Origin of the sequence: Pseudomonas sp. 2995-1, from assembly GCF_002742505.1 — a bacterium.
GTDB lineage: Bacteria > Pseudomonadota > Gammaproteobacteria > Pseudomonadales > Pseudomonadaceae > Aquipseudomonas > Aquipseudomonas sivasensis.
The window spans coordinates 304,549-331,509 of record NZ_LJSA01000432.1 but is presented as its reverse complement, the minus strand read 5'-3'; the positions used below and the strand labels follow the sequence as shown (position 1 = coordinate 331,509).

27 protein-coding genes are annotated in these 26,961 nt (G+C 58.9%); 21 read left to right on the top strand and 6 right to left on the bottom strand.

Going from position 1 to position 26,961, the window contains the following annotated elements; all coding sequences use genetic code 11:
- From AOA61_RS32385 to AOA61_RS23440, 3 genes are all read left to right on the top strand, one after another.
- A partial coding sequence (locus AOA61_RS32385; protein ID WP_223820096.1) for a hypothetical protein occupies nt 1-81 on the top strand: 81 nt, incomplete at its 5' end.
- Between the two features lie 196 nt (nt 82-277).
- Nucleotides 278-991: an HNH endonuclease signature motif containing protein gene (locus AOA61_RS23445; RefSeq protein WP_099602807.1), complete on the top strand. Its 714-nt coding sequence runs from the start codon at nt 278-280 to the stop codon at nt 989-991.
- Nucleotides 992-1,063: 72 nt separating this feature from the next.
- The gene (locus AOA61_RS23440; protein WP_032891078.1) at nt 1,064-1,708 is read left to right on the top strand and encodes an HAD-IB family hydrolase; all 645 of its coding nucleotides are present in this window, start codon (nt 1,064-1,066) and stop codon (nt 1,706-1,708) included.
- An 814-nt stretch (nt 1,709-2,522) separates the two neighbouring features.
- Here AOA61_RS23440 and AOA61_RS23420 read toward each other — a convergent pair.
- Nucleotides 2,523-3,482 carry a LysR family transcriptional regulator gene (locus AOA61_RS23420; RefSeq protein WP_099602806.1) on the bottom strand — a complete coding sequence of 320 codons (960 nt, stop codon included), beginning with the start codon at nt 3,480-3,482 and terminating at the stop codon, nt 2,523-2,525.
- Nucleotides 3,483-3,675: 193 nt separating this feature from the next.
- Here AOA61_RS23420 and argH point away from each other — a divergent pair, with 193 nt between their 5' ends.
- From argH to AOA61_RS23385, 7 genes are all read left to right on the top strand, one after another.
- Nucleotides 3,676-5,103, top strand: coding sequence for an argininosuccinate lyase (gene argH, locus AOA61_RS23415; RefSeq protein ID WP_099602805.1), 1,428 nt, complete (start codon nt 3,676-3,678; stop codon nt 5,101-5,103).
- 106 nt (nt 5,104-5,209) lie between these two features.
- On the top strand, nt 5,210-6,088 hold the full coding sequence (locus AOA61_RS23410) for an amino acid ABC transporter permease (RefSeq protein WP_025859372.1): 879 nt from the start codon (nt 5,210-5,212) through the stop codon (nt 6,086-6,088).
- Between the two features lie 24 nt (nt 6,089-6,112).
- On the top strand, nt 6,113-6,877 hold the full coding sequence (locus tag AOA61_RS23405; RefSeq protein WP_010208290.1) for an amino acid ABC transporter ATP-binding protein: 765 nt from the start codon (nt 6,113-6,115) through the stop codon (nt 6,875-6,877).
- 25 nt (nt 6,878-6,902) lie between these two features.
- Nucleotides 6,903-7,724, top strand: coding sequence for an ABC transporter substrate-binding protein (locus AOA61_RS23400; protein ID WP_032891075.1), 822 nt, complete (start codon nt 6,903-6,905; stop codon nt 7,722-7,724).
- 149 nt (nt 7,725-7,873) lie between these two features.
- The gene (locus AOA61_RS23395) at nt 7,874-9,043 is read left to right on the top strand and encodes an MFS transporter (protein ID WP_099602814.1); all 1,170 of its coding nucleotides are present in this window, start codon (nt 7,874-7,876) and stop codon (nt 9,041-9,043) included.
- Nucleotides 9,044-9,097: 54 nt separating this feature from the next.
- Nucleotides 9,098-10,045, top strand: a complete 948-nt coding sequence (locus AOA61_RS23390; RefSeq protein WP_099602804.1) for a hypothetical protein — start codon at nt 9,098-9,100, stop codon at nt 10,043-10,045.
- A 106-nt stretch (nt 10,046-10,151) separates the two neighbouring features.
- On the top strand, nt 10,152-10,532 hold the full coding sequence (locus tag AOA61_RS23385) for a helix-turn-helix transcriptional regulator (RefSeq protein ID WP_099602803.1): 381 nt from the start codon (nt 10,152-10,154) through the stop codon (nt 10,530-10,532).
- A gap of 108 nt (nt 10,533-10,640) precedes the next feature.
- On the opposite strand, the gene AOA61_RS23380 is transcribed toward AOA61_RS23385, so the two are convergent.
- Both AOA61_RS23380 and AOA61_RS23375 read right to left on the bottom strand, forming a co-directional pair.
- The gene (locus AOA61_RS23380) at nt 10,641-11,159 is read right to left on the bottom strand and encodes a hypothetical protein (RefSeq protein WP_099602813.1); all 519 of its coding nucleotides are present in this window, start codon (nt 11,157-11,159) and stop codon (nt 10,641-10,643) included.
- Between the two features lie 339 nt (nt 11,160-11,498).
- Nucleotides 11,499-12,560, bottom strand: a complete 1,062-nt coding sequence (locus tag AOA61_RS23375) for an MBL fold metallo-hydrolase (protein ID WP_032891071.1) — start codon at nt 12,558-12,560, stop codon at nt 11,499-11,501.
- A 123-nt stretch (nt 12,561-12,683) separates the two neighbouring features.
- Here AOA61_RS23375 and AOA61_RS23370 point away from each other — a divergent pair, with 123 nt between their 5' ends.
- From AOA61_RS23370 to AOA61_RS23355, 4 genes are all read left to right on the top strand, one after another.
- Entirely contained in the window at nt 12,684-13,310 is a 627-nt protein-coding gene (locus tag AOA61_RS23370; RefSeq protein WP_032891070.1) for a TetR/AcrR family transcriptional regulator, read from the top strand.
- A 191-nt stretch (nt 13,311-13,501) separates the two neighbouring features.
- The gene (locus tag AOA61_RS23365) at nt 13,502-14,560 is read left to right on the top strand and encodes a diguanylate cyclase (RefSeq protein ID WP_032891069.1); all 1,059 of its coding nucleotides are present in this window, start codon (nt 13,502-13,504) and stop codon (nt 14,558-14,560) included.
- A 237-nt stretch (nt 14,561-14,797) separates the two neighbouring features.
- The gene (locus AOA61_RS23360) at nt 14,798-16,117 is read left to right on the top strand and encodes a PAS domain-containing methyl-accepting chemotaxis protein (protein WP_099602802.1); all 1,320 of its coding nucleotides are present in this window, start codon (nt 14,798-14,800) and stop codon (nt 16,115-16,117) included.
- Nucleotides 16,118-16,201: 84 nt separating this feature from the next.
- A complete protein-coding gene (locus tag AOA61_RS23355; RefSeq protein WP_032891067.1) occupies nt 16,202-16,720 on the top strand; it encodes a DUF1003 domain-containing protein in 519 nt (172 codons plus the stop codon).
- On the opposite strand, the gene AOA61_RS23350 is transcribed toward AOA61_RS23355, so the two are convergent.
- Complete coding sequence (locus AOA61_RS23350) at nt 16,717-17,601, bottom strand: LysR family transcriptional regulator (protein WP_099602801.1); 885 nt, start codon at nt 17,599-17,601, stop codon at nt 16,717-16,719. The two genes, AOA61_RS23355 and AOA61_RS23350, sit on opposite strands and share 4 nt — an antisense overlap.
- Before the next feature lie 80 nt (nt 17,602-17,681).
- Here AOA61_RS23350 and AOA61_RS23345 point away from each other — a divergent pair, with 80 nt between their 5' ends.
- Together AOA61_RS23345 and AOA61_RS23340 are read left to right on the top strand one after the other, a co-directional pair.
- Entirely contained in the window at nt 17,682-18,383 is a 702-nt protein-coding gene (locus AOA61_RS23345; protein WP_099602800.1) for a CTP synthase, read from the top strand.
- Complete coding sequence (locus AOA61_RS23340; protein WP_032891064.1) at nt 18,380-18,703, top strand: antibiotic biosynthesis monooxygenase; 324 nt, start codon at nt 18,380-18,382, stop codon at nt 18,701-18,703. Before AOA61_RS23345 ends, AOA61_RS23340 begins: the two co-directional genes overlap by 4 nt.
- Here AOA61_RS23340 and AOA61_RS23335 read toward each other — a convergent pair.
- Nucleotides 18,700-19,023: a DUF2025 family protein gene (locus AOA61_RS23335; RefSeq protein WP_032891062.1), complete on the bottom strand. Its 324-nt coding sequence runs from the start codon at nt 19,021-19,023 to the stop codon at nt 18,700-18,702. The two genes, AOA61_RS23340 and AOA61_RS23335, sit on opposite strands and share 4 nt — an antisense overlap.
- A gap of 232 nt (nt 19,024-19,255) precedes the next feature.
- Between AOA61_RS23335 and AOA61_RS23330 the strand changes: the two genes are divergently transcribed.
- The 3 genes from AOA61_RS23330 (at nt 19,256) to AOA61_RS23320 (ending at nt 22,147) form a co-directional block, all read left to right on the top strand.
- On the top strand, nt 19,256-20,383 hold the full coding sequence (locus AOA61_RS23330) for a glycerophosphodiester phosphodiesterase family protein (RefSeq protein ID WP_032891060.1): 1,128 nt from the start codon (nt 19,256-19,258) through the stop codon (nt 20,381-20,383).
- Nucleotides 20,384-20,478: 95 nt separating this feature from the next.
- Complete coding sequence (locus AOA61_RS23325; RefSeq protein WP_095185717.1) at nt 20,479-20,793, top strand: PepSY domain-containing protein; 315 nt, start codon at nt 20,479-20,481, stop codon at nt 20,791-20,793.
- 181 nt (nt 20,794-20,974) lie between these two features.
- Nucleotides 20,975-22,147, top strand: a complete 1,173-nt coding sequence (locus AOA61_RS23320) for a GAF domain-containing sensor histidine kinase (RefSeq protein WP_099602799.1) — start codon at nt 20,975-20,977, stop codon at nt 22,145-22,147.
- Here the strand turns inward: AOA61_RS23320 and AOA61_RS23315 are convergent, their stop codons facing one another.
- Nucleotides 22,148-23,776: a methyl-accepting chemotaxis protein gene (locus tag AOA61_RS23315; protein ID WP_099602798.1), complete on the bottom strand. Its 1,629-nt coding sequence runs from the start codon at nt 23,774-23,776 to the stop codon at nt 22,148-22,150. It abuts the gene before it with no gap.
- A gap of 260 nt (nt 23,777-24,036) precedes the next feature.
- On the opposite strand from AOA61_RS23315, the gene AOA61_RS23310 reads away from it, so the two are divergent.
- Together AOA61_RS23310 and AOA61_RS23305 are read left to right on the top strand one after the other, a co-directional pair.
- The gene (locus tag AOA61_RS23310; protein WP_032891053.1) at nt 24,037-25,056 is read left to right on the top strand and encodes a transporter; all 1,020 of its coding nucleotides are present in this window, start codon (nt 24,037-24,039) and stop codon (nt 25,054-25,056) included.
- 264 nt (nt 25,057-25,320) lie between these two features.
- Nucleotides 25,321-26,937: an inorganic phosphate transporter gene (locus AOA61_RS23305; protein ID WP_032891052.1), complete on the top strand. Its 1,617-nt coding sequence runs from the start codon at nt 25,321-25,323 to the stop codon at nt 26,935-26,937.
- Nucleotides 26,938-26,961: the final 24 nt, after the last annotated feature.

Below are 26,961 nucleotides of genomic sequence, written 5' to 3'. Positions count from 1 at the left end.
ATGGACTTGAAGAAAGAGAAAAACTTCTTCGAAACCCGTGTGATCGAGTATCAGACTGGCGGCGCGCTGAGCTGGGATTGATTCCTTAGCACAGCAACACCAAAAAGCCCTGACTTGTTCGGGGCTTTTTTATGCGAACCCACTAAAGACTCTCCTTACAAAGCAGCGAATTTACCAAAGTAGCTGACCGCCAAATCCTTCTGGCTAATAGGAAATTTCGTAGACGCGATAATGGCTACTCAGTATCGTCCGAGGGTTTTCTACCCTCGGCGGCTGTATGGATACTACGAAAGACAAAACGGACTGGAGCGACGCGGAGTTGGCAGCTGCGGTCGAGGCGTACTTGAAGATGCTGGCCTGGGAAAAGAGCGGCCAACCGTTCAACAAAGCCCTCGAAAACCGCCTCCTGCGCGAAGGCCCAGTGGCAGGCCGTGCAAAGGGCTCCATCGAATTCCGCATGCAAAACATCTCCACCGTGCTTGTGCGTATGGGCTGGGACCGCATCGAAGGCTATAAGCCTGCGAAGAACGTGGGCACAGGCGTGGAGCAACGCATCCGCCAAGCACTTGCCGCGCAGGGTGTATTCGAATCCGAAGACGCCGCCCAAACAGCAGACGAGCAAACGCTTATCCGCCGTGCGTCCAAACTGCAGCAGCAACCTTTCACTCAGCGACCGGACGGCATTGCCCAGCCGCAGCAGGTCTCGACCGTCAGCACCGCTTTTGTTCGCGACCCAAAGGTACGCGCCTGGGTACTGAAAGAGGCCAAGGGCATCTGCGAAGGCTGCGGCTCTAACGCGCCGTTTGAGGTCGACGGCTTGCCATTTCTTGAAGTACATCACGTCAAGCACCTGGCCCAGAAGGGTTCGGATCGCATCACCAATGCTGTAGCCTTGTGCCCCAATTGCCATCAGCGTTGTCATCGGTCGAGTGACCGGGAGGCTTTCACCGAGGGGCTTTACGCCAAGGTCGGAAGATTGGCACGGGAGTAAACTCCTGCTGTCACACCTGATGCACGCTCAAAAAATACTAGATAGGACCGAGGCCAACCCGTGAACCCAGACATGCTCGAAGCCGGCCCCGCTGACGCCAAAGTACTTTCCGTCTTTGACTTCGACGGCACCCTGACCCACCACGACAGTTTCGTGCCCTTCCTCAAGTTTGCCTTTGGTACCGGCGAGTTCTATGGCCGGATGGTCAAGCTGGCGGTGCCTGGGCTGCGCTTTTTGGTTCGGCAGATCAGCCGGGATGAGTTGAAAGCGCAGTTGATCCGCACCTTTATGACAGGGGTGGAGAAGACGTGGGTGCAACAGAAGGCCGAGGAGTATTGCCAGCGCAATTGGGCGCGGTTGATGCGCCCGGCCGGGGTGTTGTCGGTGGAGCAGGAGTTGGGCTCCGGCGCGGAGGTGACGTTGTGTTCGGCTTCGCCTGCGTTAGTGTTGCAGCCATTTGCCAATCGACTTGGGATCAAGTTGATTGGCACCGAGCTTGAGGTAGTCGACGGGGTGTTGACCGGCAAGCTCACCGGGAATAACTGCCGGTGTGAGAACAAGGTGCTGCGGCTTGAGGCGGTGTACGGAGACCTGGGGGAGTATCGGCTCCGGGCCTGGGGCGATACGCGCGGGGACCGGGAGTTGTTGGCGGCGGCGCAGGATGCGCATTTTCGGCATTTTCATGCGAAGAAGAAGCGGGCGAAAGCGCTGCGCTGACCATATTGTGGTGAGCGGGCTCGCCCCTCGCTGGGGCGCGTAGCGGCCCTAAAACCAAACGCCGTCGCAAAGGCTTTTACCATCGGGCTGCGTGGGACGTTTCGGCATTTCATGCGAAGAAGAATCGGGCGAAAGCGCTGCGCTGACCATTGTGGTGAGCGGGCTTGCCCCGCGCTGGGGCGCGTAGCGGCCCTAAAACCAAACGCCGCATGCTGTCTGACAGCATGCGGCGTTTTTATTGGGACTGCTGCGCAGCCCAGCGCGGGGCAAGCCCGCTCACCACAGGTTGATCAGACATAGGTTTTGAGGTCTACGCCCAACGCCGTCGCAAAGGCTTTTACCATCGGGCTGCGTGGGACGTTTCGGCATTTTCATGCGAAGAAGAAGCGGGCGAAAGCGCTGCGCTGACCATTGTGGTGAGCGGGCTTGCCCCGCGCTGGGGCGCGTAGCGGCCCTAAAACCAAACGCCGCATGCTGTCTGACAGCATGCGGCGTTTTTATTGGGACTGCTGCGCAGCCCAGCGCGGGGCAAGCCCGCTCACCACAGGTTGATCAGACATAGGTTTTGAGGTCTACGCCCAACGCCGTCGCAAAGGCTTTTACCATCGGGCTGCGTGGGACGTTTCGGCATTTTCATGCGAAGAAGAAGCGGGCGAAAGCGCTGCGCTGACCATTGTGGTGAGCGGGCTTGCCCCGCGCTGGGGCGCGTAGCGGCCCTAAAACCAAACGCCGCATTCTGTCTGACAGCATGCGGCGTTTTTATTGGGACTGCTGCGTAGCTCAGCGCGGGGCAAGCCCGCTCACCACAGGTTGATCAGACAGCGGCTTTGAGGTCTACGCCCAACGCCGCCGCAAAGGCTTTTACCATCGGGCTGCGCGGAGCGTTGTGGCGCAGGATGAGGTTGAAGGCGGTGCTCAAGTGAACTTGCTCCGGGCACAGTGCGCGAAGGCGCCCTTCTCTTACCATGGGCTTGGCGTAGTGTTCGGGCAAGAAACCGAGGAAACGGCCAGTAAGGATCAGGATCGCGACGGCTTCGACTTGCGAGGCGGAGGCGGACTGGCTGTCGTAATTGACGAAGTTAGTCTTGTCGCGATGGATCGCATAACGATGGTTGACCACTTCATATTGGCGCAGCACCTCCGGCGTAATGTCGCTCGCAGTAAAAAGCGGATGTCCTACGGCGCAGTAGGCCTGGGCCTTTTCTTCGTACAGCGGGAAGTAATCGAACTCTTCACGGCGCTGGTACACGGGAACGATACCGACGATTAACCGGCCTTCCACCACGCCGCGTTCAACTTCGTCCAACTGTGAAGCCTGTAGGCGCAATCTTATTTTTGGTGATTCGCTATGTAATTTTCCCAATGCGGTAATAAGCGGGGAATTAACATCCGACACGGTGTTATCAATAATCCCGACACTAAGGTCACCAATAAGCTCGTTTTGCGCCGAACTAAGCTTGTCTCTGAAACTGTCCACCGAGGTAAATAACTCGATGGACGCTTGATACACTAACTTCCCTTCTTCGGTCAGCCCGAAGCCTTCTCGGCCCCGTGTACACAGGCGCATGCCGATACGAATCTCGAGGTCAGAGATCTGTTTACTGATGGCCGCCAGCCCCACGTTCAGCTCGTTTTGCGCAGCACTGAAGCCGCCGGCTTCGACCACGGCCATGAATACCCGCAGCAATTTGAAGTCCAGTCCGCTCAGTTGCAGCGGTGGTCTTGTGCCCGGTTTGGGTGGCAGGTTTCCAGAAGTGGAAAGTGGAGTTTCCATAATACGCGTTGACCTCAAGTACCATATTCAACAGGCTTCAACCCAATCCTTGAACATAGCCAGGCGGCGATAATGAACATAAACATCCGCCCTTGGCAACCTTGAATACGGCGCGTCAGACGCTGATTCAGTTTAGTTGAAAACCTTTTTTTACTGCCTCCGACTCTTCTAAAAACAAGCGTGAGGAATACCCATGTCTCAGTCCACCGACCGCCTTTGGGGCGCTCGTTTCAAGACCGGTCCGTCTGCTGCGTTGGCCGCGTTGTCACGTTGCCCTGAGCGCTATTTTCGCCTGACGCCCTACGACCTGGCGGGCTCCCGTGCCCATGCCCGTGAATTGCAGCGCGCCGGTTTGCTGGATGAGTCAGAGACCCTGCGCACCCTCGAAGCACTCGACCAAATCGGCGATGACTTCGCCGCCGGCCGCCTGCATCCAACCCTGGATGACGAGGACGTACATACCTTTATCGAACGCGTCTTGACCGAACGCCTGGGCGCCTTGGGCGGCAAGCTGCGCGCCGGACGTTCGCGTAATGATCAAACCGCCAACGATTTGCGCCTTTTCCTACGGGACCATGCGCGAACCATCACCACCGAGGTGTTGGGTTTGCAGCAGGCGTTGGTGGAACAGGCCGAGCAGCATGTCGAGAGCATCTGCCCCGGCTTTACCCATTTGCAGCAGGCCCAACCCATCGTGTTCGCCCACCACTTACTGGCTCACGCGCAGTCGATGTTGCGCGATGTGCAGCGTCTGGTGGATTGGGATGCGCGTACGGCGTTGTCGCCATTGGGCGCCGCAGCCATGGCGGGCTCGGCGATTGCGCGGAGGCCGGAGCATTCGGCCAAGGAAATGGGCTACACCGGGCCGTGTGAAAACTCGATCGACGCTGTGGCCAGCCGTGACCATGTGGCGGAGTTCCTGTTTGTGGCGGGCATGCTCGGGGTGAATATTTCGCGGCTGTCGGAGGAGTTTTGCCTGTGGTCGTCGCGCCAGTTTCGCTGGGTGGTGTTGGACGATGCCTACGCTACCGGCAGCTCGATCATGCCGCAGAAAAAGAACCCGGACATTGCCGAACTGGCCAGGGGCAAAGCTGGGCGTTTGATTGGCAACCTGACCGGGTTGATGTCGACGCTCAAATCCTTGCCGCTGTCGTACAACCGCGATTTGAGTGAAGACAAACACAGCGTGTTGGACAGCGTGGACACGTTGCTGCTGGTACTTCCAGCCATGGCCGGGATGGTGGCGACCATGAAAGTCCAGGTGGACGAACTGCGGCGCCAGGCACCGATGGGTTTTACCTTGGCGACCGAGGTGGCGGATTGGCTAGCCACCCGTGGTGTGCCGTTCAAGGAGGCCCATGAGATTACCGGCGCGTTGGTACAAGCCTGTGAGAAGCATGAGATTGAGTTGTGGGAAGCCTCACCGGCGATGTTGGCCGAGGTGGATGCTCGGCTGCTGCCTGAGGTGCGGGATTGCTTGACCCTGGAAGCGGCGATTGCGGCACGCAGTGGCTGGGTTGGGACGGCACCGGAGCGGGTTCGAGAGCAGATTGGACGTTTGAAGATTGCATTGGCGGCTCAGCAGCAGTGGGCTGAGAGCTATCAGGGCTTTCGGATTTAAGCCTGTCAGAGGTGTGGTGCGGGGGCTGACGCTTTCGCGAGCAAGCCCGCTCCCACATTTGGACCGAGTACATCAGTAGTAGCGTCATCAGTTTTGGAGAATCACCATGAACCAAACCCCGGCCGAGCGCTTGGAAATAGAGCGCAAGCTGTCCGAGAACCAGTTCGACATAACCCAGTACGAACACGTGCCGCGCCGCTATTACGGACGGATGTTTTTTGCCACGTTGATCGTGATTGTGTTGGCCGCACTGTTGCGCGCCTTCGCCAATGGCCAGATCGAATGGTCCTACATCGGTCAGTTCCTCACGTCTGAGGCCATTCTATGGGGCCTGGTGAATACCATCGTCATGTCGATTCTGGCGATGGCGCTGGGTGTGGTGATCGGCGTGATCACGGCAATCATGCGCATGTCGGCCAACCCGATCCTGCGCTATGTGGCCATCACCTACACCTGGCTGTTCCGCGGTACACCGCTGATTTTGCAGCTGTTGCTGTGGTTCAACCTGGCGCTGATTTTCCCGGTAATCGCGATTCCCGGCCTGTTCAGCATCGACACCGTTGACCTGATGACGCCGTTCGTGGCCGCCCTGCTCGGCCTCAGCATCAACCAGGGTGCCTATACCGCCGAAGTGGTGCGCGCCGGTTTGCTGTCAGTGGACACGGGCCAGTACGAAGCCGCCAAGTCCATCGGCATGCCGAGCTTGCAAGCGCTGCGTAGGATCATTCTGCCGCAGGCCATGCGCGTGATCATTCCGCCTGTAGGCAACGAGTTCATCAGCATGGTGAAAATGACCAGCCTGGCCAGCGTCATCCAGTACTCGGAGCTGCTGCACAACGCGCAAAACATCTACTACGCCAACGCCCGGGTCATGGAGCTGCTGATCGTTGCCGGTATCTGGTACTTGGCGGTGGTGACTGTTCTTTCATTTGGCCAGAGCCGCCTGGAGCGTCGTTTCGCTCGCGGCGCCGGCAAGCGTTCGTAAGTTTGGGTTGAGGAGATTTGCCCCATGAGAAGCATCGTCAAGGCCGTCAACCTGAACAAGTATTACGACCAGTATCACGCGCTGCGCGACATCAATATCGAAGTCGAGCAAGGCGAAGTGATGTGCATCATCGGCCCGTCCGGGTCGGGCAAAAGCACGCTGCTGCGCTGCGTCAACCAACTGGAAAAAATCGATAAGGGCGGCCTGTGGGTCGACGGCGAACTGGTGGGATACCGGGTCGTCGGCAACAAGCTGCATGAGATGAACGAATCGCAGATCGCCCGACAGCGCCTTGCCACCGGCATGGTGTTCCAGCGCTTCAATTTGTTCCCGCATATGACCGTGTTGCAAAACATCATCGAAGGCCCGTGCCAGGTGCTCAAGCGCTCGCCCAAGGAAGCCATCGAAGATGCATTGGAACTGCTGGCCCGCGTGGGCCTGGCGGACAAACGCAATGCCTATCCGGTGGAATTGTCCGGCGGCCAGCAGCAACGCGTGGCGATTGCCCGTGCGCTGGCGATGCGTCCCAAGCTGATGTTGTTCGACGAACCCACGTCAGCCCTCGACCCGGAGCTGGTAGGAGAAGTGCTGTCGGTGATGCGCGATTTGGCCACCACCGGCATGACCATGATCGTGGTCACCCATGAATTGGGCTTCGCCCGTGAAGTGTCCAACCGCATGGTGTTTATGGACGCCGGCCAGATTGTGGAAGCCGGCAGCCCCGAAGAAATACTAATAAGCCCACAAAACCCGCGTACCCAAAGCTTTATTTCTGCCGTTCGCACTTAACTAAAAAACTAACGAGAACGCCCCCATGAAAAAATTGTTTATCCCAACGATGCTCGCAGGCCTGATGGCCTCCACCTGTGTATTCGCGGCCTTGCCGGCGGCCATCAAGGACAAGGGTGAGATCAGCGCGGCTATCGTGCCGAACTACCCGCCGATGGATTTCAAGGACCCGGCCACCAATAAACTCACCGGCTTTGACTTCGACCTGGGCAACGCTCTGGCCGAGCGCCTGGGCGTGAAGATCAAGTGGCAGGAAACCGGCTTCGAGCAAATGCTCAGCGGCCTGACCACCAAGCGCGTGGACATCGTGCTGTCGGGCATGTCGGACACCGCCGAACGCCAGAAATCCGTAACCTTTGTCGACTACTTCACGAGTGGCCCGCAGCTGTACACCCTGGCCAAGCGTGAAGAGATCAAGGAACTGACTGACCTGTGCGGTAAAAAAGTCGGCACCAGTCGCCGGACTACTTGGCCGTCGGAAATTGCCGCGTGGAGCAAGGAAAACTGCGAAGCGGCGGGTAAACCGGCAATCGTGGTGATCGGCACCGAAGGCTCGGCGGATGCGCGGGCGCAGTTGCAGCAGAACCGTTTGGATGCCGCAATGCAGGGCAGCGAGACGATTCCTTATCTGATGTCGTTGGATAAAGGTAAGTACAAGCCGGTTGGGCTGGCGATTTCCAAGCAGTTCACCGGGCTGGGGATTGAGAAAAGCAACACTGAACTGGTGACCGCGATCAGTGAGGCGCTGCAGGGCATGATTGATGATGGGACCTACGGCAAGATTTTGAAGAAGTGGGATCTGGAGCAAGGGGCGGTCGAGAAGATCACCATTAACGCTGGCCAATAACTCGGTCTAAAAAATGTGGGAGGGGGCTTATCCCCGATGGCGGTGGTTCTGTCACCTGATGCTTGGCTGTACACCGCTATCGGCGGCAAGCACCCTCCCACACTGGATTTTTGTTGTTCAAAAAAGATAACAAGGACATCCGCCCCACCGTGGCCACCTACTCCCTGGTAATCCGCCGCCTGATGATTTGCTCGGTGACCATCGTGGTCAGCCGCGCCATGACCAGCCCGTTGCTGGCCCTGCTGCTGAGCACGCGCCTGGGCCTCAACCAGCAGGACATCGGTCTGCTGATGGGGATCGCCGTGTTTATCGCCACGCTGCTGGGCCTGTACGGCGGCTACATCATCGACCGCCTGGAAAAGCGCAAGCTGCTGATCCTGGCCATGCTCTCCAGCGCCATCGGTTTTCTGTTGCTGACCTTTGCCAGCAACCTCTACCTGACGACACTGACCCTGGTAATCACCGAAGCCGCGTCGGCGCTGTTCCTGATTGGCTCCAAAGCGATCATCAGCGAAAATCTGCCAGTGGGTGAGCGTGCCAAGGTGTTTTCCCTGCGCTACACCCTCACCAACGTCGGCTACGCCACGGGCCCCATGGTGGGTGTAGTAATTGCGGGGCACATGCAGTTGGCGCCGTTCCTGATCGCCAGCGCAATTGCCTTCTGCAGTGTGTTCCTGATGATCGGCATCCCACCGACTCAACGGGACGAAAGCAACAAACCGCTGAGCTTTCTCAGCACCCTGCGCACATTGCGCAGCGACCGTACCTTGATTCTGTTCACCGGTGGCAGCCTGTTAAGCACCATTGTCCACGGGCGCTACACCCTGTATCTGTCGCAATTTCTGCTGGTGGCCTACAAGCCTGCGCAGGCTCTGAAGATTCTCTCGGCGGTGCTGGCATGCAATGCCATTACGGTGATTTTGATGCAGTACCAGATAGGCCGATTTCTCAAGCGTGAACAGCTGCGCTACTGGATCGTGCTGGGGACGTTGCTGTTCATTGCCGGGTTGATCGGTTTCAGCCTGGCGGACAGCTTGGTCACCTGGTGCCTGGCGATGTTTGTATTCACCTTGGGCGAGATGATCATCTACCCCTCGGAGTTCCTGTTCATCGACACCATCGCCCCCGACACCCTGCGCGGCAGTTACTACGGTGCACAGAACCTGGCCGCCTTTGGCGGAGCGTTGAGCCCGGTGATTTGTGGGTACTTGCTGATCAATGCGGCGCCCACCAGCATGTTCTATGCCTTGGGCGCACTGACAGCTGTGGGTGGCACCTTGTGTTTCCTGAGTGGGCGGCGGGTTGCAGGTTCTTGCTGATATTTACATGGGATCCCGCTATTAATAGCGAAACTTCTCACGGACCCGAGCCTCATGAAATTCGACACGGCCTACAGTTTGAGTCTCGATGAAAAGCTGTCGATCTACGACGTGCGTGACCTGAATTTCGACGAAACTGCCGTATACGACTCCAACACTGACCATTTCCTCTGCCCCAACGATGCGTGCCGAGGGACGTTCGATACGGGCAATGCGTTGAGCACATTCAATGCAAAAAACGTCAACTATGTGCGCACGCCGCACTTCAAGAACAAAACCAGCACCCAGCATATCGAGGGCTGCCGCTATGCCAGCACGCACAGGGGCGCTGCGGGGGAAACTGAAGACGAGCGCGAAGACCATTTCCCGTCGGAATTTGTACTGACCCGACGAACGTACCCGCGCAACACTCCGGTGACCGGTGCCGAAGCTCAAATCCCAGCGTCACCTGCGAAAACACCTTCAAACCGAACCAGCACGTCCGTCAGTTCCAGCGACACCACCCCGAATAAAACCAGCGTATTCGCCCACCCGGTGGAATGTTACGTGTCCAACATCGACGACAAGGACACGCTCAAGCGCATGCCGCTGAAAATAGGCGATCACACCGCGACCTACTGGACGTTTTTCAAGAAGATCGAATACCTGCAAGACAGCAAGGGCCTGATCTATTGGGGCAAGATCAAGGCGATCAAGGACTACACCAGCAGCTTTCGCATCGACTTCGAAAAGAAGGTGTGGCTCGACAAGAAGCCCTACTCGGTCAACGTTTATCTGAGCAAAAAACTCATCGAAAACTACCGCAAGCGCACAGCGTTCCTAGAACAGATCAAGGCGGCAGTGGACAGCGAGCGTGCGCTGTATTGCTTCTTCTACGGGGTGACGCCAGAGCTCAAGCATGTGCCCAGCAAGAAGAATCCCGAGCAAACGTTCGGGGTGTTCAGCGCGGATATCGAGAACCTGGATCACCTGATTATTCGGGAGGCGCCGGGGTTGGAATAGTCAGTGGTAAAAAGCCATCGGAAAAATCCAGTTGATGAGCGGTCAAAACAACTGTACAAAAACACAGTATAGTTTGTCCTCCCCCGTCGAACCCTGGAGAAACCCCATGTCCTCTCTGGCAATGAGCTCTTTCGTAGAACAGCAGATCGTCCTGCACCAATTCACCGCCAAACACAGCGCACAAGCCCGCGCGATGCTGGGCTGGAGTCGGGAAGACCTGGCCCGTCATGTCGGTGTGCCGGTGGAGGCTATTCAACGGTTTGAAAGCCAGGGTGACAGCGATGATGCAACGCGCCTGGCGCTGGCGTTTCGGCTGGAGGCTGAAGGGCTGGTATTTTTCCCAGGCTTTGCGCCGGGCTGGGGAATGAGTGCGCGCCGCCTTAATATCACGCCACCTGAACCCGTGGCACAGGGCATCATGTCTCGGCTGATGGGCTCAACCACCGCATCAATAGACTCTCCCAATGCCCAACCGAATGGTGCGTAAAGCCTATCCAAGTCAGCGGACCAGCCGGCACCTTTAACCAGGTCTCATGCCGGCGCACGCTACGTAGGGAGATCAACGAGTTGGATTGCCCGACGCCACAGTCAGCCCCTACCGTGCATCTGAATGGCCACGAACACTGCGATACCCCTGCACGAGGACTGCCAGTGAATCCTTCGACCATCGTGCACCGTAGAACCACAACGTAGCCCCGGCTCCCAAAGGCTCACCCAGCCTTGGGTATCCACTCCAACAAGCCTGATGGAACGCGGCACTCTGACTGTCCGAGACCAGCGCATCCAGCCGATGCTCAGTCATAAGGTCGTCGATTTCATTACGCGTGTGGAGGTCGAATTGCAGCGAGCCATCGACCTGTTGTGCAGACACCGGTACAAGGAGCGCCCCGGCCTGTCGTAATTGCTCCAACGCTCGCAGGAACACCGCCCGATGCTTGAGGGGTTCTTGATCACCGTTGCGCTCATATCGGTCGGCAAAACCTACGCGCCGGCCAGCCAGCATGCTGAGGGCAGTAAAAGTGCTGTTGTTCTGCACCAGAGGCACCTCCACCATCACCGGTCCCTCGGGTTCGATGCCGCTCAAGGCAATCAGCGTCAATGAGGGGTCACGCACGGGTTTTATCGGCAGGGCCGGCGCGTTATATCCGGGGATCAGGACGCCATCCCTGGGATGGACTTGAACGTGTGGATCGCCACAAAAAGCGATGTTGCGGGGAGGGGGCTGCTCAGAGGACGGAGCGTGGCACGACGTTGCCCGACCGGCTATATCCATGAGTGCAGCCAGCGGCTGCCCTAACTGGCAAACCGCCTCTGTTCGCGGATGTTTACTGCATTTTTTTTCCACCAAAACTACCCCCTGAACCGTGATTTTCCGGGGATCATCGCATCCTTCACTGGCGTGTGTCGCAGCCCTGAAACAACATGAAAACTCCTTTTTCCCACACCTCTTCCATCAGCTCAAAAGCTGCTCTTGTGCATCTTTTTGAGTTTCAACTTCCAGCCACCATGCATACCCACGCTCAGGCTGATTCAAGCTGAACGCCTGGCCCATGGGTGGCGTAGTGATCGACACATTACGCTCCCAAGCCAGCGCCATGATGCGGTCAAACGGTTCATGCCAGGCATGAAACGCCAGGTCGAAGGTACCGTTGTGGATCGGCAGCAACCAGCGGCCCTTGAGGTCGATGTGCGCTTGTAGGGTTTGCTCCGGCTGCATGTGCACATGGGGCCAATCAACGTTGTAAGCACCGGTTTCCATCAGCGTCAGATCGAACGGGCCGTATTGCTCGCCGATGCGCTTGAAGCCATCGAAGTAACCCGTGTCACCGCTGAAGAAAATCCTCCGCGCACCGTCGATCATCACCCACGAACACCATAGGGTCTGATTGGCATCAAACAGGCCACGCCCGGAAAAGTGCTGAGCCGGCGTGGCCACAAAACGGATGCCGTCTACCTCGGTGCCCTGCCACCAGTCCAGTTGGCGAACCTTGCTGGCGTCGACACCCCACTTGATCAAAATGTCACCCACGCCAAGCGGTGCTAGAAAATGACGGGTTTTGTTGGCCAATTGGACGACAGCCTTGCGGTCCAGATGGTCGTAATGGTTGTGGGAAAGAATCACCGCTTCGAGATCAGGCAGCTCTTCAAGGCTGATCGGCGGCTGATGGAAGCGTTTGGGGCCGGCCCAACTGAATGGGGAAGCACGCTCGGCGAACACCGGGTCGGTCACCCAGAACTTACCGCGCATTTTCAGCAATACGGTGGAATGCCCCAAGCGAAATACGCTGTGATCAGGCGCCGCCAACAGTTGCTCGCGCGTTAGAGGCTCTACCGGAATCGCCCCCACCGGTCGCGTGGTGCGCGGCTTGTTAAACACCATGTTCCAAAAAATACGCAGCGTTTTGCCAAGCCCGCCATGTTGCACAGGGGCGTCGTTGCTGAAGTGCGCCTTGCCCTGCTCTGCTGGCTTGAGCGCTGCAGACGTGCGGTCGACGCGGGGTGAGATGGTGGCCATTGCAGAGTGACTCCTACGGTCCGCTCATAAATTACACTGCACAGTGTAGTTTCAAGATTGCAACAAAACAGAGAGCAAGTAAACTACCGAGTGTAATTTTCCTTCAAGAGCTGAGCGCCCTCCATGACTGCCCCTCAACGCCTCACCGACCGCAAACGCCAAGCCATCGTGGCTGCTGCCATCGCTGAGTTTCGCGATAACGGTTTCGAGGTCACCAGCATGGACAAGATCGCCGCCACCGCCGGCGTTTCTAAGCGCACGGTGTACAACCACTTTCCCAGCAAGGAAGAGTTGTTCGCCGAGATTCTCCACCAGCTCTGGGCCAGCAGCGTCGCTCAGCTCGACGTCTGCTATGCCAGCGACCGGCCGCTGCGTGAGCAATTGCGCGGATTGCTGGAGGCAAAGATGAAGATGATGTCGGACGCCAACTTCCTCGATCTCGCCAGAGTCGCCATCGCGGCTACCATTCATTCGCCGGAACGTGCGCAAGACATGGTTACCCGCCTGAGCCAGCGCGAAGAAGGCTTTACCCAGTGGGTGCGCGCCGCCCAGGAAGACGGCCGTCTCTCCTGCACCGACCCGGCATTTGCCGCCCATCAGATCCAGAGTCTGCTCAAAGCCTTCGCATTCTGGCCGCAGATTACCCTCGGCCAACCAACCTTGGACGCCGCCAACCAGGCCAGCGTGATCGAGTCCGCCATTGACCTGTTCCTGGCCGGCTACGAAGTCAGGCCCACACCCGCCCAGTAATGCCTGTTGTGTAAGCGACACTTAAGGTCGTATTTGACGCTTTCGCCCTCTGTTTTGCGTAAATGGCCTGGAAGGACACTGATTATTCCCACGGGAATAACTGACAATATTCATCGGCCTTATCCGATCAACGGTTCATCCAGCGAACGTGCGCCTTCATATAGGTAGAAAAGCAGCTCAATCAGGACTTTATGGAAAACAGACAAGGCAAAGGACTCTCGTTTGCCAGGCGCATCTACAGGCCCAGAATCATCGGCTCTGCCATGTGCAGCATCAGTGTAATAGCCGCCCTGTATCCGTTGGCGATGCCGGGGTGGGTCTGGGCAGCGCTGTTGGCCAATGGTTTTGTCTGGCCGCACCTCGCGTATCAACTGGCGACCCGCGCCAAAGTCCCCTATGACGCCGAGCGACGCAATCTGGTGTACGACGCGTTATTCAGCGGCTTTTGGGTCGCGACGTTGCAGTTCGCGCCGTTAACCACCGTGACCTTGCTGTCCATGGTGTCTATGAACAACGTCGCCGCCGGCGGCAGATACCTGCTGTTACGCGGAGCACTGGCGCAACTGCTCGGCGCCGGCGTCGCTGTTTTGCTGTTTGGCCTGCACTTCAACCCTGGCATCAGCGTGGTCCAGGTCTACGCGTGCCTGCCGATGCTGACCTTCTACCCCATGGCCATCGGCATGATCTGCTATCAATTGGCGATCAAACTCTCGGACCACAAACGCGCCCTCCGTGCCTTGAGCCGCATCGACAGCCTCACGGGATTACTCAATCACGGGTCCTGGAAAGACTTGCTGCACCTCAAGTTCCACAAGTGCCAGCAACAACAAACCCACGGCACCATTGCGCTGATCGATATCGATCACTTCAAACAGATTAACGACACTCATGGGCATATCGCCGGCGACGCCGTGCTGCGCCAGTTGAGCTTGGAATTAAGGCGCCACTTGCGGGAAAACGACTTGGCTGGACGTTACGGGGGCGACGAGTTCTGTGTGATTCTTCCGCGAATGAACCAAGAAGAAGCCGCACAGGTTATGGAGCGCATGCGCGAAACCTTCAGCAACTACCGCGCCCCACACATCCCTGAGCTGCGCGTGAGCCTGAGCATTGGCTTGGCGGACTTCCAGCCCTCCTTCACCAGCGCCGCTATGTGGCTGAATGCGGCAGACCGAGCACTATATGCAGCGAAAGATAACGGTCGCAACCGGGTGAATGTCAGCGACGAAAGAGTCGCCTATTCGGCCTGATGCAGCCTCCAGCGCACCCGCCGAGATAGCACAGAGCCACCATCTGTCGCCTACCCAAAAAAGGTCCTGCCCTTGGGGCGAACTTCTTGGCAATCTGATCACTCTGAATCCCTTGTTCCACCTCCCTCTGTCGGCAGCAGGAAGCCGACAATGAGCACGTCAACCGTAGGCCGAGTGCCGTACGGGGCAGGCGCCTATACATGGAAAACTCAGACGCTGCCTGCCCGAGCCGCCACCATGCTATTCAACACCCATAAAAAAACCATCAACGCCCTACAAAACACGGTTTCCCACCACGCCAGCATGCTGGATGCCATCGAGCGCTCCATGGCGGTGATCGAATTCGATCCGCAAGGCAATGTACTGCGGGCCAATGACAATTTCCTTAACACCATGGGCTATCGCGCAGAGCAAGTTGTGGGCAAGCCCCATCGAATGTTCTGCACACCGGCGTTCGCCCGCAGCACCGAGTATCACCAGTTGTGGTCGAACCTGCGCAATGGCCAATTTCAGTCCGGAACGTTCGAACGCCAGGCGAGCAATGGGGAATCGGTGTGGCTGGAAGCCAGCTACAACCCAGTCCGTGATGAGGCAGGGCACGTGATAAAGGTGGTTAAGTTCGCCTTGGACGTGACCCCGCGCCTGCAAGCCGAGAGCGAAGCCAGCGCCAAATTGGAGGCGATCGACCGGGCCATGGCGGTGATCGAGTTCAACCTCGACGGCACCATCATCACGGCCAACGCTAACTTCCTGCAGCGCATGGGCTATAGCCTCGCGCAAATCCAGGGCAAGCATCATCGCCTGTTCTGTTCTGCGGAGCTGGCCAACAGTTCGGCCTACACCGAGTTCTGGAAGCGCCTCAACCAAGGTGAGCTGTTCAGCGGCCAATTCGAGCGCGTGGATAAGAACGGCCGGACGGTGTGGCTTGAAGCCAACTACAACCCGGTATATGACGCCAGCGGGCGCCTGTGCAAAGTGGTGAAATTCGCCTCGGACGTGACCGCCAAGGTGGAGCAACATGCCGCCGATGCGGCGAGCGCGTCTCAGGCGTATCACATTTCCCTGAACACCCAGGACATCGCGGAAAAAGGCGCCGAAGTGATTCAGCAAAGTGCCAACGGCATGCGCGAAATTGCCTCAGACATCGACGGTTCTTCGCAACTGATCGCCAAGCTGGGTGAGCGTTCGCAGCAGATCACCGCCATCGTCAACACCATTGGCGGCATCGCCGACCAGACCAACCTGTTGGCGCTCAACGCGGCCATCGAGGCGGCGCGCGCGGGTGAGCAAGGGCGTGGGTTTGCCGTGGTGGCCGATGAAGTTCGGCAACTGGCCGCACGCACAAGCCGTTCGACGGCGGAAATTTCCAGCATGATCGCAATGATCCAGAACGAAACGCGCCAAGCCATCGACAGTATGGACGGTACCCGCGACCGTGCAGCCCAGGGCGTGGACTTGGCCAACCGCGCCGGCACCGTGATCCTGCAAATACGCCAAGGCACTAACGAGGCATTACAGGCGGTGAGTGCGTTTGCCAATGACCGTGTCCGCCACTAAGTAGGATTTGGGTTATTCATGTGTAAGACAGGTCGCCAGGACTATAGTGAACCAACGTCTTAACCGTGATGACCCGAGCCCGCCATGACCCCAGAGAAGCCTGAAACCGCACCTATTGACCACATGCGTTTCCACCGCCCCCACGCTCACCTGGCGCCGACTTTCGGTAACGATACCTTCGCGCTGAAGGCCGAAGCCTTCGCCCGTTTCTTCGGCACCCCGACCTTCCTCGGCGCGCAAACCGCGATTGTGGTGCTGTGGGTGGTTCTGAATGCGACCGGCATCACTCACTTCGACGTGTACCCGTTCATCCTGCTCAACCTGGCGTTCAGCCTGCAATCGGCCTATGCCGCGCCGCTGATCCTGTTGGCCCAGACTCGCCAGGCTGCGCGAGACAAGGCGCAGTCAGACGCCGACGCACAGCATCGCGAAGCCTTGGCCACTGCCAATACCGAACGCCAGGCCCAGGCCGCTCAGACCACCAAACAGCTGCTGGAATTGCTGGAGCAAAACACCCGACTGACGGAAATGACCAAGCAACTGACCGAGCATATCGAAAGCCTGACGTGCGAAATGCATGAGCACTTCGTACGAAAAACCTAACGATCCGGCAATCGTACATGCTGTCCCAACTCATCAAACAACGTGACCACAGAGCGCAATGCCCGGCAATCGGGACGTGTGAGCAACCACAGCGCCGTGTCATACCCTGCCAATGCAGGGCCCAGTGGTTGCAGACCCTCATCAAGCAGAAAGTCCGGCAACGCCGCCACACCCATTCCCGCCCGCACCAATTCGGTCACCGACAACATGCTGTTGCAGCGATAGCTGGGCCGAATTCCCGGCAAGTGTTCGCGGCGCCAGGCGACGGTGGGATGATCGGGCAGGAAGTCATCCGGCGCGATCCAGGTCAGGTCGGCCAGTTCACGGCCTGCATGACGGCGGGCATAGTCGGCGCTTGCGTAGACTTGGTACGACACGGTGCCGAGGCAACGTCCTACGAGATGCTCAGGCGGAGTCTTGGTCAGGCGTAGGGCGATATCTGCATCGCGGCGGCTGAGGTTGGCGAAATCATTGGAGGTGCTCAGTTCCAGGATCAGCGCAGGGTAGTCCGGCATGAACTGCGCCAATGCTGGCAGCAACAGACCTTGCAGCACCAAGTCAGTACAGGTCAGGCGCACTGTGCCGCTGATCACCTCGCCCCCCTGCTCCACCCCGATACGCGCCGCTTCGAGGGCCAGTTCGGCGCGTTCAGCCTGCTGCGCCAAGTTGTTGGCCAGGCTGGTGGGCAGGTAGCCGGCGCGGCTTTTTTCAAACAGTGTCTGGCCCAGTGCCGCCTCCAAGCGTCGTATCGCGCGAAACACCGTGGACACATCCACCCGCAACAACGCTGCCGCCCGCGCCAGGGAGCCGCCGCGCACAAGTGCAAGGATCAGCGAAAGGTCAGGGTAGTCAATTGAATAGTGCGTCGGTGCATTGAGCATATGGGCAAACGCCAATATTGATTGCGTAAACGCCAATCTATAGTGCGCCTCAGCCCACAACAAGCCATGGAACGCACACGATGAAAGCCCCCCCCTTACGCCTCGCGCTGATTGGCGATTACAACCCTCATGTCACCGCGCACCAAGCGATTCCCGTGGCCCTGCAACGGGCAGCCGATACGCTGGGCATGACTGTTGATGTGCACTGGCTCGACACCGACACCCTGCCGGAATCCCTGCACGACTTCGACGGTTTCTGGTGTGTACCCGCCACCCCTTACCGGGATACCGATGGCGCACTGCGGGCGATCCGCTTTGCCCGCGAGCAGCGCCGACCATTGCTCGGCACCTGCGGTGGTTTTCAACATGCATTGCTGGAATATGCACGTAACGCGCTGGGTTGGGTCGACGCCGAACACGGTGAAGTGGCTCCTGACGCAAAACGCGCCGTGATCACACCCTTGACCTGCGCGCTGGTGGAGGCGACCGACACCGTACGTTTAATGCCCTACACGCGTATCGCCGAGGCCTACGGGACCCTTGATCTTGAAGAAGGTTATCGTTGCCGTTACGGAGTGAACCCCGAATTCGCCAGCGCGTTGCTGGAGGGCGACCTGATCGCCACCGGCCACGACTGCGCAGGGGACCTGCGAGCAGTGGAATTGCTCGGCCATCCGTTCTTCGTCGCCACCCTGTTCCAGCCCGAACGCGCGGCGCTCAAGGGCATCGCGCCGCCCCTGGCGATCGCCCTGCTCAAGGCGTGCCAGGAGCAATCGGCATGATCGCCAAGACACCCACCCCGCCCTACTACGCAGTGATTTTCAGCTCACTGCGCACCGAGGGCGATCACGGCTACGGCGAGGCCGCCGCACACATGCTGGAACTGGCACGGCAGCAACCTGGTTTTCTGGGCGTGGAATCGGCGCGGGAAGATGGCCTGGGGATTACCGTGTCGTACTGGAGCAGCGAGGCAGCAATCCTGGCGTGGAAGCAGCAGGCCGAGCACCGGAACGTGCGTGAGCAGGGCCGCGCCACCTGGTACTCGGCATTTCAGACACGGGTGTGCAAGGTGGAGCGGGCCTACGGTTTTGAAGCGAACTAGCTCACAAGACTGCGCAACGCACTGATCTGTGGAATCTCAACCCGACGCATATACACGCGCAGCGGCTCAGTGATGTTGATGCGGTCATCGATGTTTTGGTCCAGCAGCAACTGAATGCGTTCACGCGATAGGGTCATGGTCTGCTCGGGGGCGGGCAGCCAGACAAATTCGGCGGTAGGAATGATCCCGTCATCGGCCACGTCCATGCCGAAGGAGTCTTCGCTGAAACGTACGATGTACTGGCCAGTCTTGCGATTAAGGCCCACAAATCCGTGGAGTTGGTCGGCGGCCTGGCAGATGAGCTCGGAAGTGATGCGCATGGTAAACCTCACTGAAAAGTCCCACAGGGACTGGAAAGATGGTTTACACGCGTGGCGGAAAGTACTGCCCTCTAGCGGGGCGGCTGCGGTCAAGAGTACTGCAATGCCTGGCAAAAAAACCGAGAAAATTGACGGGTGCGCACGTTAATGTCGGTTTGGTGATAGCGCCTTTCGCAATCAATTGTTAAAAAGGAGGCCTTCTAAAAGCTACCTCCACGAAAGGACTTCGCATATGCCTGTCACGTTTACCAAGAGCGCCCTGCTGCTGGCCCTGATGCTCGGCCTTGGCCAGGCGCAGGCTGCCGACCCGATCAGCCCGGCTGAATTGGCAACCAACGAAGGCATTCCCCACCCTGCCGTGATCGCTCACCGAGGCGCCTCCTACGACGCTCCGGAATCCACCGCCGCCGCCTACAAAGTTGCGCGCGACCTGGGTGCCGACTACCTGGAACTGGACCTGCAGCGCAGCAAGGACGGCGTGTTGTTCGCCCTGCACGACAACAACCTGCAGCGCACCACCGATGTGGCCACCAAGTTTCCCGAGCGTAAAGACGCGCCGGCCAACGAATTCACTTGGAAGGAACTGCAAAGCCTCGATGCCGGCAGTTGGTTCAACGCCGCCTACCCGGACCGCGCGCGTCCAGGCTTCGTCGGTCTGAAGATCCTGAGCCTGGACGACATCATCAAGATCGCCGAAGGCAATCCGCAGCACAAACCCGGCCTGTACATCGAGACCAAGGAGCCCAAGCAGTTCCCGGGCATCGAAGCCGATCTCAAAAACAAGCTGTTGGATAAAGGCTGGTTGAGCTCCGCCGGCTCCAAGCTGGGCAAGAGCAACACCGGCGTCGGCCAGGGCAAGGGCCGCGTAGTGCTGCAAACCTTCGAGACCGCCAGCCTCAAAGAGCTGCAGAAAGAAATGCCGAACACCCCGAAGATCCTGCTGTTGTGGGTGGGTGAAGGCAGCATCGAGCCGAAATCCAAGCAGACCTTCGCCGAATCCGGCGAGCCAACCAAGGCCGCCTACTACGCCAAGCAAGAACCGAAAGACGCCGCCGAGTTCGAAAAATGGGTCGACGAAGCCAAGAGCCTCGGCGCCATCGGCACCGGCCCATCCGCCGAGCTGACCGACCACGGCGACCAGAGCTATTCGGACCTGGTGAAGCCTGAAATGAACAAGCTGACCCACGACAAAGGTCTGCTGGTGCATGTCTACACCGTGGATGAGCCAGTGGATTTCGAGAAAGTGATGAAAGCCGGCGTCGACGGCATCTTCACCAACCGCGCCGCCGAGCTGCTGAAGTTCTACAAGCGCTGGCCGTCGTCCAGCGTGCAGGATTTGCTCAACGACTATAAGTACTGAGGCATCGTTGGTGTCAGTGCGCCATTAAGGATGAATTAAGTTGCGCCAGTTAATCTGGCGCCACTTAAACAGCTCACCAAAGAAGGACATACACCATGAAAACTTTGACCACTTTGTTCGCCGCAACTGCCCTGACGCTGACTGCCGGCCTGGCCCAAGCGGATGTTCGTCCGGATCATATTGAAGGCCTGGTCAAATCCGGCGCAGTGATGCATTTTGACAAGCTCAACGCCGCGGCCGTAGCCACTCACCCTGGCGCGACAATTACCGACACCGAACTGGACAACAAACACGGTGTAGCCGATCAATATGTCTACGAAGTAGACCTGACCGACACCGCTGGCAAGAAGTTTGAAGTCAAGCTCGACGCCAAGACCGGTGCCGTGCTGGAAAACAAGCAAGACACCTGAGTTGAATCCTCAAAACCGCGCCACCTTCGGGTGGCGCGGTTTTTTTATGGGCGCTCGTCAGTAATGCCTGGAAAAAGCGCCGTCGCAATGAATCAAATTCCCCCGACTCAATTCAAGGTCGTTAGACTTCCCCGCATCAGCCAGGGCATTACGCCATCGCACAGCACACCGAGAACACGTCATGGAGCAAAAAGCCGTCGACATTGCCACCATTGGCCGAATCAGTGCCGTTCCCGCAATGCTCCAAGTGATCAGCGACATGACTGGCCTGCGCTTTGCCGCCGTTGCGCGGGTGACCGACGAAACCTGGACCGCCTGCGCCGTACTCGACCGCCTGGGATTCGGCCTCGGCGTCGGAGGCGAGTTGGACCTGACCACCACCATTTGCCACGAGATTCGCGGTTCCCATATCTCCGTGGTGATCGACAAGGCCAGCGAAGACCCGGTCTACCACGACCACCACACACCGCGCCTGTACCACTTCGAAAGCTACATTTCGGTGCCGGTATTCCGCACCGACGGGCGCTTCTTCGGCACGATCTGCGCCTTGGACCCCAATCCCGCCATGCTGCGCAGCAGCACGATCCGATCGACCATGGAATCGTTTGCGCGGGTGTTGTCATTGCAGATCGAAGCCGAAGAAGCCGCGCAGCAAACACAAGCGCAATTGCAGGAAGAACGCAGTACCGCCGAACTGCGCGAGCAATTTATCGCCGTGCTCGGCCATGACCTGCGCAACCCGTTGTTTGCAATTAACTTCGGTGCCGAACGACTGCTGCGTAAATACCCGGACCCCGCCACCGATACCCTCGTGCGGCACATTCTCACCAGCGGCCGACGCGCCGCGCAGTTAGTGGAAGACGTGCTGGATTTCGCCAGGGGCCGCATGGGCAGCGGCATCCCACTCAACATCGGCGACTGCCAGGGGTTACAGGCGGCGTTGCAGCATGTGGTATCGGAAGTGCAGAGCGTGCACCCGCAGCGCGAGATTCGTGCGGATATCGGTGATCTGCAAGGGGTCAGTGGCGACCGCGACCGCTTGGCGCAGTTGCTGTCTAATCTGGTGGCCAATGCCATTCACCATGGCAGCCATGACGGCCCGGTGGAGGTGCGCGCGCAGGTTGAGGACGACCATTTCCACCTGTCAGTGAAAAACGCCGGCCAGATAAGCGCGCAAGCCTTGCCCCGGCTCTTTGAGCCTTACTCACGCCCAGCGACGAACACGCCCCAGGCCGGCCTGGGCCTGGGGTTGTATATCGTCAAGCAGATTGCCGAAGCTCATGGCGGTGAACTCAAAGTGTCCACCACCGCGGAGCACGGCACGATGTTTAGCTTCAGCCTGCCAACCGGCTGATCAGGCGCCCAGGCGCGCCGTCACCTCATTCAACTCACCGGACAAACCGCGCAGATTGTGGCTCGCGGCTTCGGTGCGTTGCACGTTGTCGAGGTTGGCCGTGGCCACCGTGGTGATCTGGGTGATATTGCGCGAGATGTCCTCGGCGACCGACGTCTGCTCCTCGGCCGCCGTGGCGATCTGGCGGTTCATGTCGCGGATCGCTTCCACCGCCTGAGTGATGTGGTCGAGCATGGCGCCGGCCTGGCTGACTTTTTCCACGCTGTCATCGCTGCACGACTGGCCGCTGACGATCGCCTCGGCCGCATCGATCGCGCCGGTCTGCACCGCCTGAATAATCTGGTTGATCTCGATGATCGACGCGGCCGTGCGTTGCGCCAGGCTGCGGACTTCATCGGCGACGACTGCAAAACCACGCCCCGCCTCGCCCGCCCGCGCCGCCTCGATAGCGGCGTTGAGCGCCAGCAGGTTGGTTTGCTCGGCGATGCCGCGAATCACTTCCAACACTTTGCCGATACGTACGCTGTCAGCTTCCAGGCGTCGGATGATGGTGCCGGTGTTGAGGATTTCCGTGCGCATCTGGCCGATGGTAGCGATGGTGACCTTCATCACTTCACCGCCTTCGCGGGCCGAGTGATCTGCCTCGTCGGCCGCGCGCGAGGCACTGGCAGCGTGGCGTGCGACTTCCTGGGCGGTGGCCGACATTTCGGTCATGGCCGTGGCCACTTGGTCGGTACGGTTGAATTGTTCTTGGGTGCCGGTAGCCATCAGGCCGGCAATCGAGTTCAACTCGCCGCTGGCGCTGACCAAGTCGGTGGCGCTGCGCTGCAAGCGGGTGAAGGTTTCAGCGAGGAAGTCGCGCAGCGTATTCGCGGCGGCGGCCAGGTGGCCCAGTTCATCCTGGCGACGGCTGGCTACGCGCTCGGCAAAGCGGCCGTGGCTGAGTTGCGTGACGTAGTCGATCAAGCCACGAATCGGCAGGATCAGGTTGCGGTTGATCAGCCACAGGCTGAACAGGCCGATCAGCACACCAGACAGCAACATAATCGCCAGCCCCACCAGCACGGTGCGCTCGGCGTAGGCACTGATGGCCTGAGATTGCTGGCTGCCTTGGGCACGCAGGTCGCTGACCAGAGCGCTCATCTGCTCACTGGCGGCGCGGTCTACGCCTTTGACTGCCGTATCGCCGACGGTTGCATCACCACCCGCCGCCATATAGGCATCACGGCCCTTCTGATAGGCAACGCCCAGTTGCTGGTGCTCCAGGCGCAGGGTTTCGATGCGTCGGCTCAACGGCGCGTCGCTGCTGGTCTGGGTGACCAGGCGAGCGAGGATACTTTGCACATCGCGCTGCCGGTCCTGGAACTGGCCCCAATATTTCTCCATATCCTGAGGCTGCTTGCCGCGCAGCAGCACGTTTTTCCATTCCTGCACCTGCACCTTGAACTGCAGGTTGGCTTCGTCGATCAATTGCGAAGTGAGCAACGGCCCGTCAATCAAACTGCGATAACTCTGCACCCCGTTGGAGAGGAAGTTGAAACAGGCCAGGGCGATCAACAATATCGCCAGCAAGCTGCCACCGAGCAGCGACAGGATTTGTGCTCTCAAGGAGGTTCGCAAAACATTCATCGGGGAAAGCCTCGATACAGGTAAGTGGCGTGTGCACGCCTTGACCTCCCTGTCGACAAAGACACCGCACATCCCTAACGGTTGTTAATGAGCTGAATCGGCCGGAATAGAGCCTTCTTGAAGGGATTCGGACAAATGGTCAATAAAATGTCACGAATGCGAAATAAACCAACGACTGTCATAAAAATGTCAAATAACCCTGTAATTATTCGCCACGCGACCTGTGAAATGTCCTACAGGCCTTTTCTCTGCGAGCCTCCATGAATCACAGCATCGATCACAGCCATCAGGACTCCGATCTGTTTGGCTTGCTTTACGGTTTTCGTTTTCGCCCAGGTGTTAAGGGGGAGCAGATTGACTCGGCTACCGCCCTGGCGGCATTGAAGCAACCGCAGGACCCGGAGGAGTTCTTGTGGCTGCACCTGAACCTCGCCCACGCCGCCTGCGAGCGCTGGATGCAGGCGCACCTGGAGCTGCCTGAAGAGTTTTTCGAGGCCCTTCACGAGGGCTCGCGCTCCACCCGCATCGAACACGTCGACTCGGCCTTGCTGGCGGTGGTCAACGACGTGGTGTTCAACTTCAGCAGCATGGTCTCGTCGGATATTTCCACGCTGTGGGTATGCGCTCGCAGCCGCCTGTTGATCAGCGCGCGGCTGCAACCGTTGCACTCGGTGGACAAGTTGCGCTCGTCGGTAAAGGCCGGAGAACACTTTCGCTCGCCACTGGAACTGTTGGTGCATTTGCTGCGCGACCAGGGCGAAGTGCTGACGCAGATCGTGCGCAAGACCAGCATCAGCGTCGACCATATCGAAGACCAATTACTGTCCTCGCGCCTGTCCACCAACCGCGCCGAACTGGGTGCCGCGCGCCGGGTGCTGGTGCGCCTGCAACGCTTGCTGGCGTTGGAGCCGGGCTCGTTGCTGCGCCTGCTCAACCGACCGCCGCAATGGCTGCAAAAGGAAGACGTGAAGGAGTTGCGCAAATCCACCGAAGAGTTTGCGCTGATCATCAACGACCTGACGGCTCTGGGCGAACGCATCAAACTGTTGCAGGAAGAGATCGCCGCCAACCTCAACGAGCAAAGCAGCCGCACACTGTTCACCCTTACGGTGGTGACGGTGCTGGCACTGCCGATCAACATTATCGCCGGTTTTTTTGGCATGAACGTCGGCGGCGTGCCGCTTTCACAAGACCCGGAAGGCTTCTGGATTTTGGTGGCGCTGGTCGCGACCTTTACCTTGATTGCCGGGCGTTGGGCGTTTCGCAGATTTTCAAATTGAAATGAGATCCGCTGTGGGAGGGGGCTTGCTCCCGATGAGAGTGTGTCAGCCAACACCTCTGCCAGCCCTGCCGCCGCTATCGAAGCCTCGCTGAAGCTCGACATCTCCCACAGGGATCGGTGGTGCCTATGAGTTTCGCGGCTGTGTGCGCTGCAAGACAGACTAATGGCGTGCCTGATTGACCAAACACTGACCTGCGGCAGCACCGTTGTAACATTCTGCAATGACTATGAACGACATCCTTCATCACCTGGATGCTCCGGCATGGCCACCCCTTCCCTGACTGCCTCCACGCACTCATCTTCCGTCGATTCAAAACCGCGCCTGGACAAGAAACCTGGCCTGGTGACCGTGATCATTTTCTTCGCCGTCCTCGCCATGGGACTGTTGTTCACCGCCTACAGCCTGATGCATGACATGCACGAACTGGGCACGGTGGTCACCACCTGGACTCCGTTCCTGCTGCTGGGCGTCGCGTTGTTGATCGCTCTGGGCTTCGAGTTCGTCAACGGTTTCCACGACACCGCCAACGCCGTCGCGACGGTGATCTACACCAACTCGCTGCCACCGCATTTCGCGGTGGTGTGGTCAGGCTTTTTCAACTTCCTCGGCGTGCTGCTCTCCAGCGGCGCGGTGGCGTTTGGCATCATCGCCCTGCTGCCGGTGGAGCTGATTTTGCAGGTGGGCTCATCGGCCGGTTTCGCGATGATCTTCGCCCTGCTGATCGCTGCGATCCTGTGGAACCTCGGCACCTGGTGGCTGGGTTTACCGGCATCGTCCTCCCATACGCTGATCGGCTCAATCATCGGCGTCGGCGTGGCGAATGCCTTGATGCACGGACGTGACGGTACCAGCGGGGTAGATTGGGCCCAGGCGACCAAGATTGGTTATGCGTTGCTACTGTCCCCCTTGATCGGCTTTGCGTTTGCAGCCTTGTTGCTGCTGGCCATGCGCGCCTTTGTGAAGAACCGATCGCTGTACAAGGCGCCCAAAGGCAACACCCCGCCGCCGTGGTGGATTCGCGGCATGTTGATCGCCACCTGCACCGGCGTGTCGTTCGCCCACGGCTCCAACGATGGGCAGAAAGGCATGGGCCTGATCATGCTGATTCTGGTCGGCACGTTGCCCATGGCCTATGCGTTGAACCGCACCATGCCCGCCGAGCAGTCTTTGCAGTTCGCGGCGGTGGCCGAAGTGACCCAGGCCGCCCTGATGAAAACCACGGCGCAGGCATTGCCCGGCGACCCGCGCCCCGTCCTGTCGACCTACGTGCGCACCAAGCAAGCCACACCGGACCTGGTGCCGGCCCTCGCTGCGCTCACCGGGCATATCGGCGAAGAAGTCAAAGGCTACGGTTCCCTGGCCAAAGTCCCCGCCGAGGCGGTCGGCAACGTGCGTAACGACATGTACCTGACCAGCGAAACCATTCGCCTGATGGACAAGGGCAAGGTCGGCAATTTCGACGCCGACACCCAAGACAAACTGCAGCTGTTCAAGCAACAGATCGACAACGCCACGCGCTTTATTCCGCTTTGGGTGAAGATCGCGGTGGCCATTGCGCTTGGCCTGGGCACCATGGTCGGCTGGAAGCGCATCGTGGTCACGGTGGGCGAGAAAATCGGCAAGACCCACATGACCTACGCCCAAGGCGGGGCGGCGGAAACAGTGGCGATGCTGACCATCGGGGCCGCAGATATGTATGGGTTGCCGGTGTCGACAACCCATGTGCTGTCATCCGGTGTGGCGGGGACCATGGTGGCCAATGGTGCTGGGTTGCAGATGCGGACGATCCGCAATTTGCTGATGGCGTGGGTGCTGACGTTGCCGGCGGCGATTCTTCTGTCTGGCAGCCTCTACTGGCTGTTCACCCAACTTTTCTGACACAACATAGATTGAAACTGTGGG

What these genes read in the sequence shown, in the direction of transcription:
- AOA61_RS23320 (WP_099602799.1), top strand. Translation starts at nt 20,975, where the DNA reads ATGGAGCAAAAAGCCGTCGACATTGCCACCATTGGCCGAATCAGTGCC.
- AOA61_RS23330 (WP_032891060.1), top strand. Translation starts at nt 19,256, where the DNA reads ATGCCTGTCACGTTTACCAAGAGCGCCCTGCTGCTGGCCCTGATGCTC.
- AOA61_RS23370 (WP_032891070.1), top strand. Translation starts at nt 12,684, where the DNA reads ATGACTGCCCCTCAACGCCTCACCGACCGCAAACGCCAAGCCATCGTG.
- AOA61_RS23335 (WP_032891062.1), bottom strand. Translation starts at nt 19,023, where the DNA reads ATGCGCATCACTTCCGAGCTCATCTGCCAGGCCGCCGACCAACTCCAC.
- AOA61_RS23440 (WP_032891078.1), top strand. Translation starts at nt 1,064, where the DNA reads ATGCTCGAAGCCGGCCCCGCTGACGCCAAAGTACTTTCCGTCTTTGAC.
- AOA61_RS23355 (WP_032891067.1), top strand. Translation starts at nt 16,202, where the DNA reads ATGACCCCAGAGAAGCCTGAAACCGCACCTATTGACCACATGCGTTTC.
- AOA61_RS23365 (WP_032891069.1), top strand. Translation starts at nt 13,502, where the DNA reads ATGGAAAACAGACAAGGCAAAGGACTCTCGTTTGCCAGGCGCATCTAC.
- AOA61_RS23445 (WP_099602807.1), top strand. Translation starts at nt 278, where the DNA reads ATGGATACTACGAAAGACAAAACGGACTGGAGCGACGCGGAGTTGGCA.
- AOA61_RS23410 (WP_025859372.1), top strand. Translation starts at nt 5,210, where the DNA reads ATGAACCAAACCCCGGCCGAGCGCTTGGAAATAGAGCGCAAGCTGTCC.
- AOA61_RS23350 (WP_099602801.1), bottom strand. Translation starts at nt 17,601, where the DNA reads ATGCTCAATGCACCGACGCACTATTCAATTGACTACCCTGACCTTTCG.
- AOA61_RS23400 (WP_032891075.1), top strand. Translation starts at nt 6,903, where the DNA reads ATGAAAAAATTGTTTATCCCAACGATGCTCGCAGGCCTGATGGCCTCC.
- AOA61_RS23305 (WP_032891052.1), top strand. Translation starts at nt 25,321, where the DNA reads ATGGCCACCCCTTCCCTGACTGCCTCCACGCACTCATCTTCCGTCGAT.
- AOA61_RS23315 (WP_099602798.1), bottom strand. Translation starts at nt 23,776, where the DNA reads ATGAATGTTTTGCGAACCTCCTTGAGAGCACAAATCCTGTCGCTGCTC.
- AOA61_RS23385 (WP_099602803.1), top strand. Translation starts at nt 10,152, where the DNA reads ATGTCCTCTCTGGCAATGAGCTCTTTCGTAGAACAGCAGATCGTCCTG.
- argH (WP_099602805.1), top strand. Translation starts at nt 3,676, where the DNA reads ATGTCTCAGTCCACCGACCGCCTTTGGGGCGCTCGTTTCAAGACCGGT.
- AOA61_RS23375 (WP_032891071.1), bottom strand. Translation starts at nt 12,560, where the DNA reads ATGGCCACCATCTCACCCCGCGTCGACCGCACGTCTGCAGCGCTCAAG.
- AOA61_RS23345 (WP_099602800.1), top strand. Translation starts at nt 17,682, where the DNA reads ATGAAAGCCCCCCCCTTACGCCTCGCGCTGATTGGCGATTACAACCCT.
- AOA61_RS23340 (WP_032891064.1), top strand. Translation starts at nt 18,380, where the DNA reads ATGATCGCCAAGACACCCACCCCGCCCTACTACGCAGTGATTTTCAGC.
- AOA61_RS23405 (WP_010208290.1), top strand. Translation starts at nt 6,113, where the DNA reads ATGAGAAGCATCGTCAAGGCCGTCAACCTGAACAAGTATTACGACCAG.
- AOA61_RS23420 (WP_099602806.1), bottom strand. Translation starts at nt 3,482, where the DNA reads ATGGAAACTCCACTTTCCACTTCTGGAAACCTGCCACCCAAACCGGGC.
- AOA61_RS23360 (WP_099602802.1), top strand. Translation starts at nt 14,798, where the DNA reads ATGCTATTCAACACCCATAAAAAAACCATCAACGCCCTACAAAACACG.
- AOA61_RS23310 (WP_032891053.1), top strand. Translation starts at nt 24,037, where the DNA reads ATGAATCACAGCATCGATCACAGCCATCAGGACTCCGATCTGTTTGGC.
- AOA61_RS23390 (WP_099602804.1), top strand. Translation starts at nt 9,098, where the DNA reads ATGAAATTCGACACGGCCTACAGTTTGAGTCTCGATGAAAAGCTGTCG.
- AOA61_RS23325 (WP_095185717.1), top strand. Translation starts at nt 20,479, where the DNA reads ATGAAAACTTTGACCACTTTGTTCGCCGCAACTGCCCTGACGCTGACT.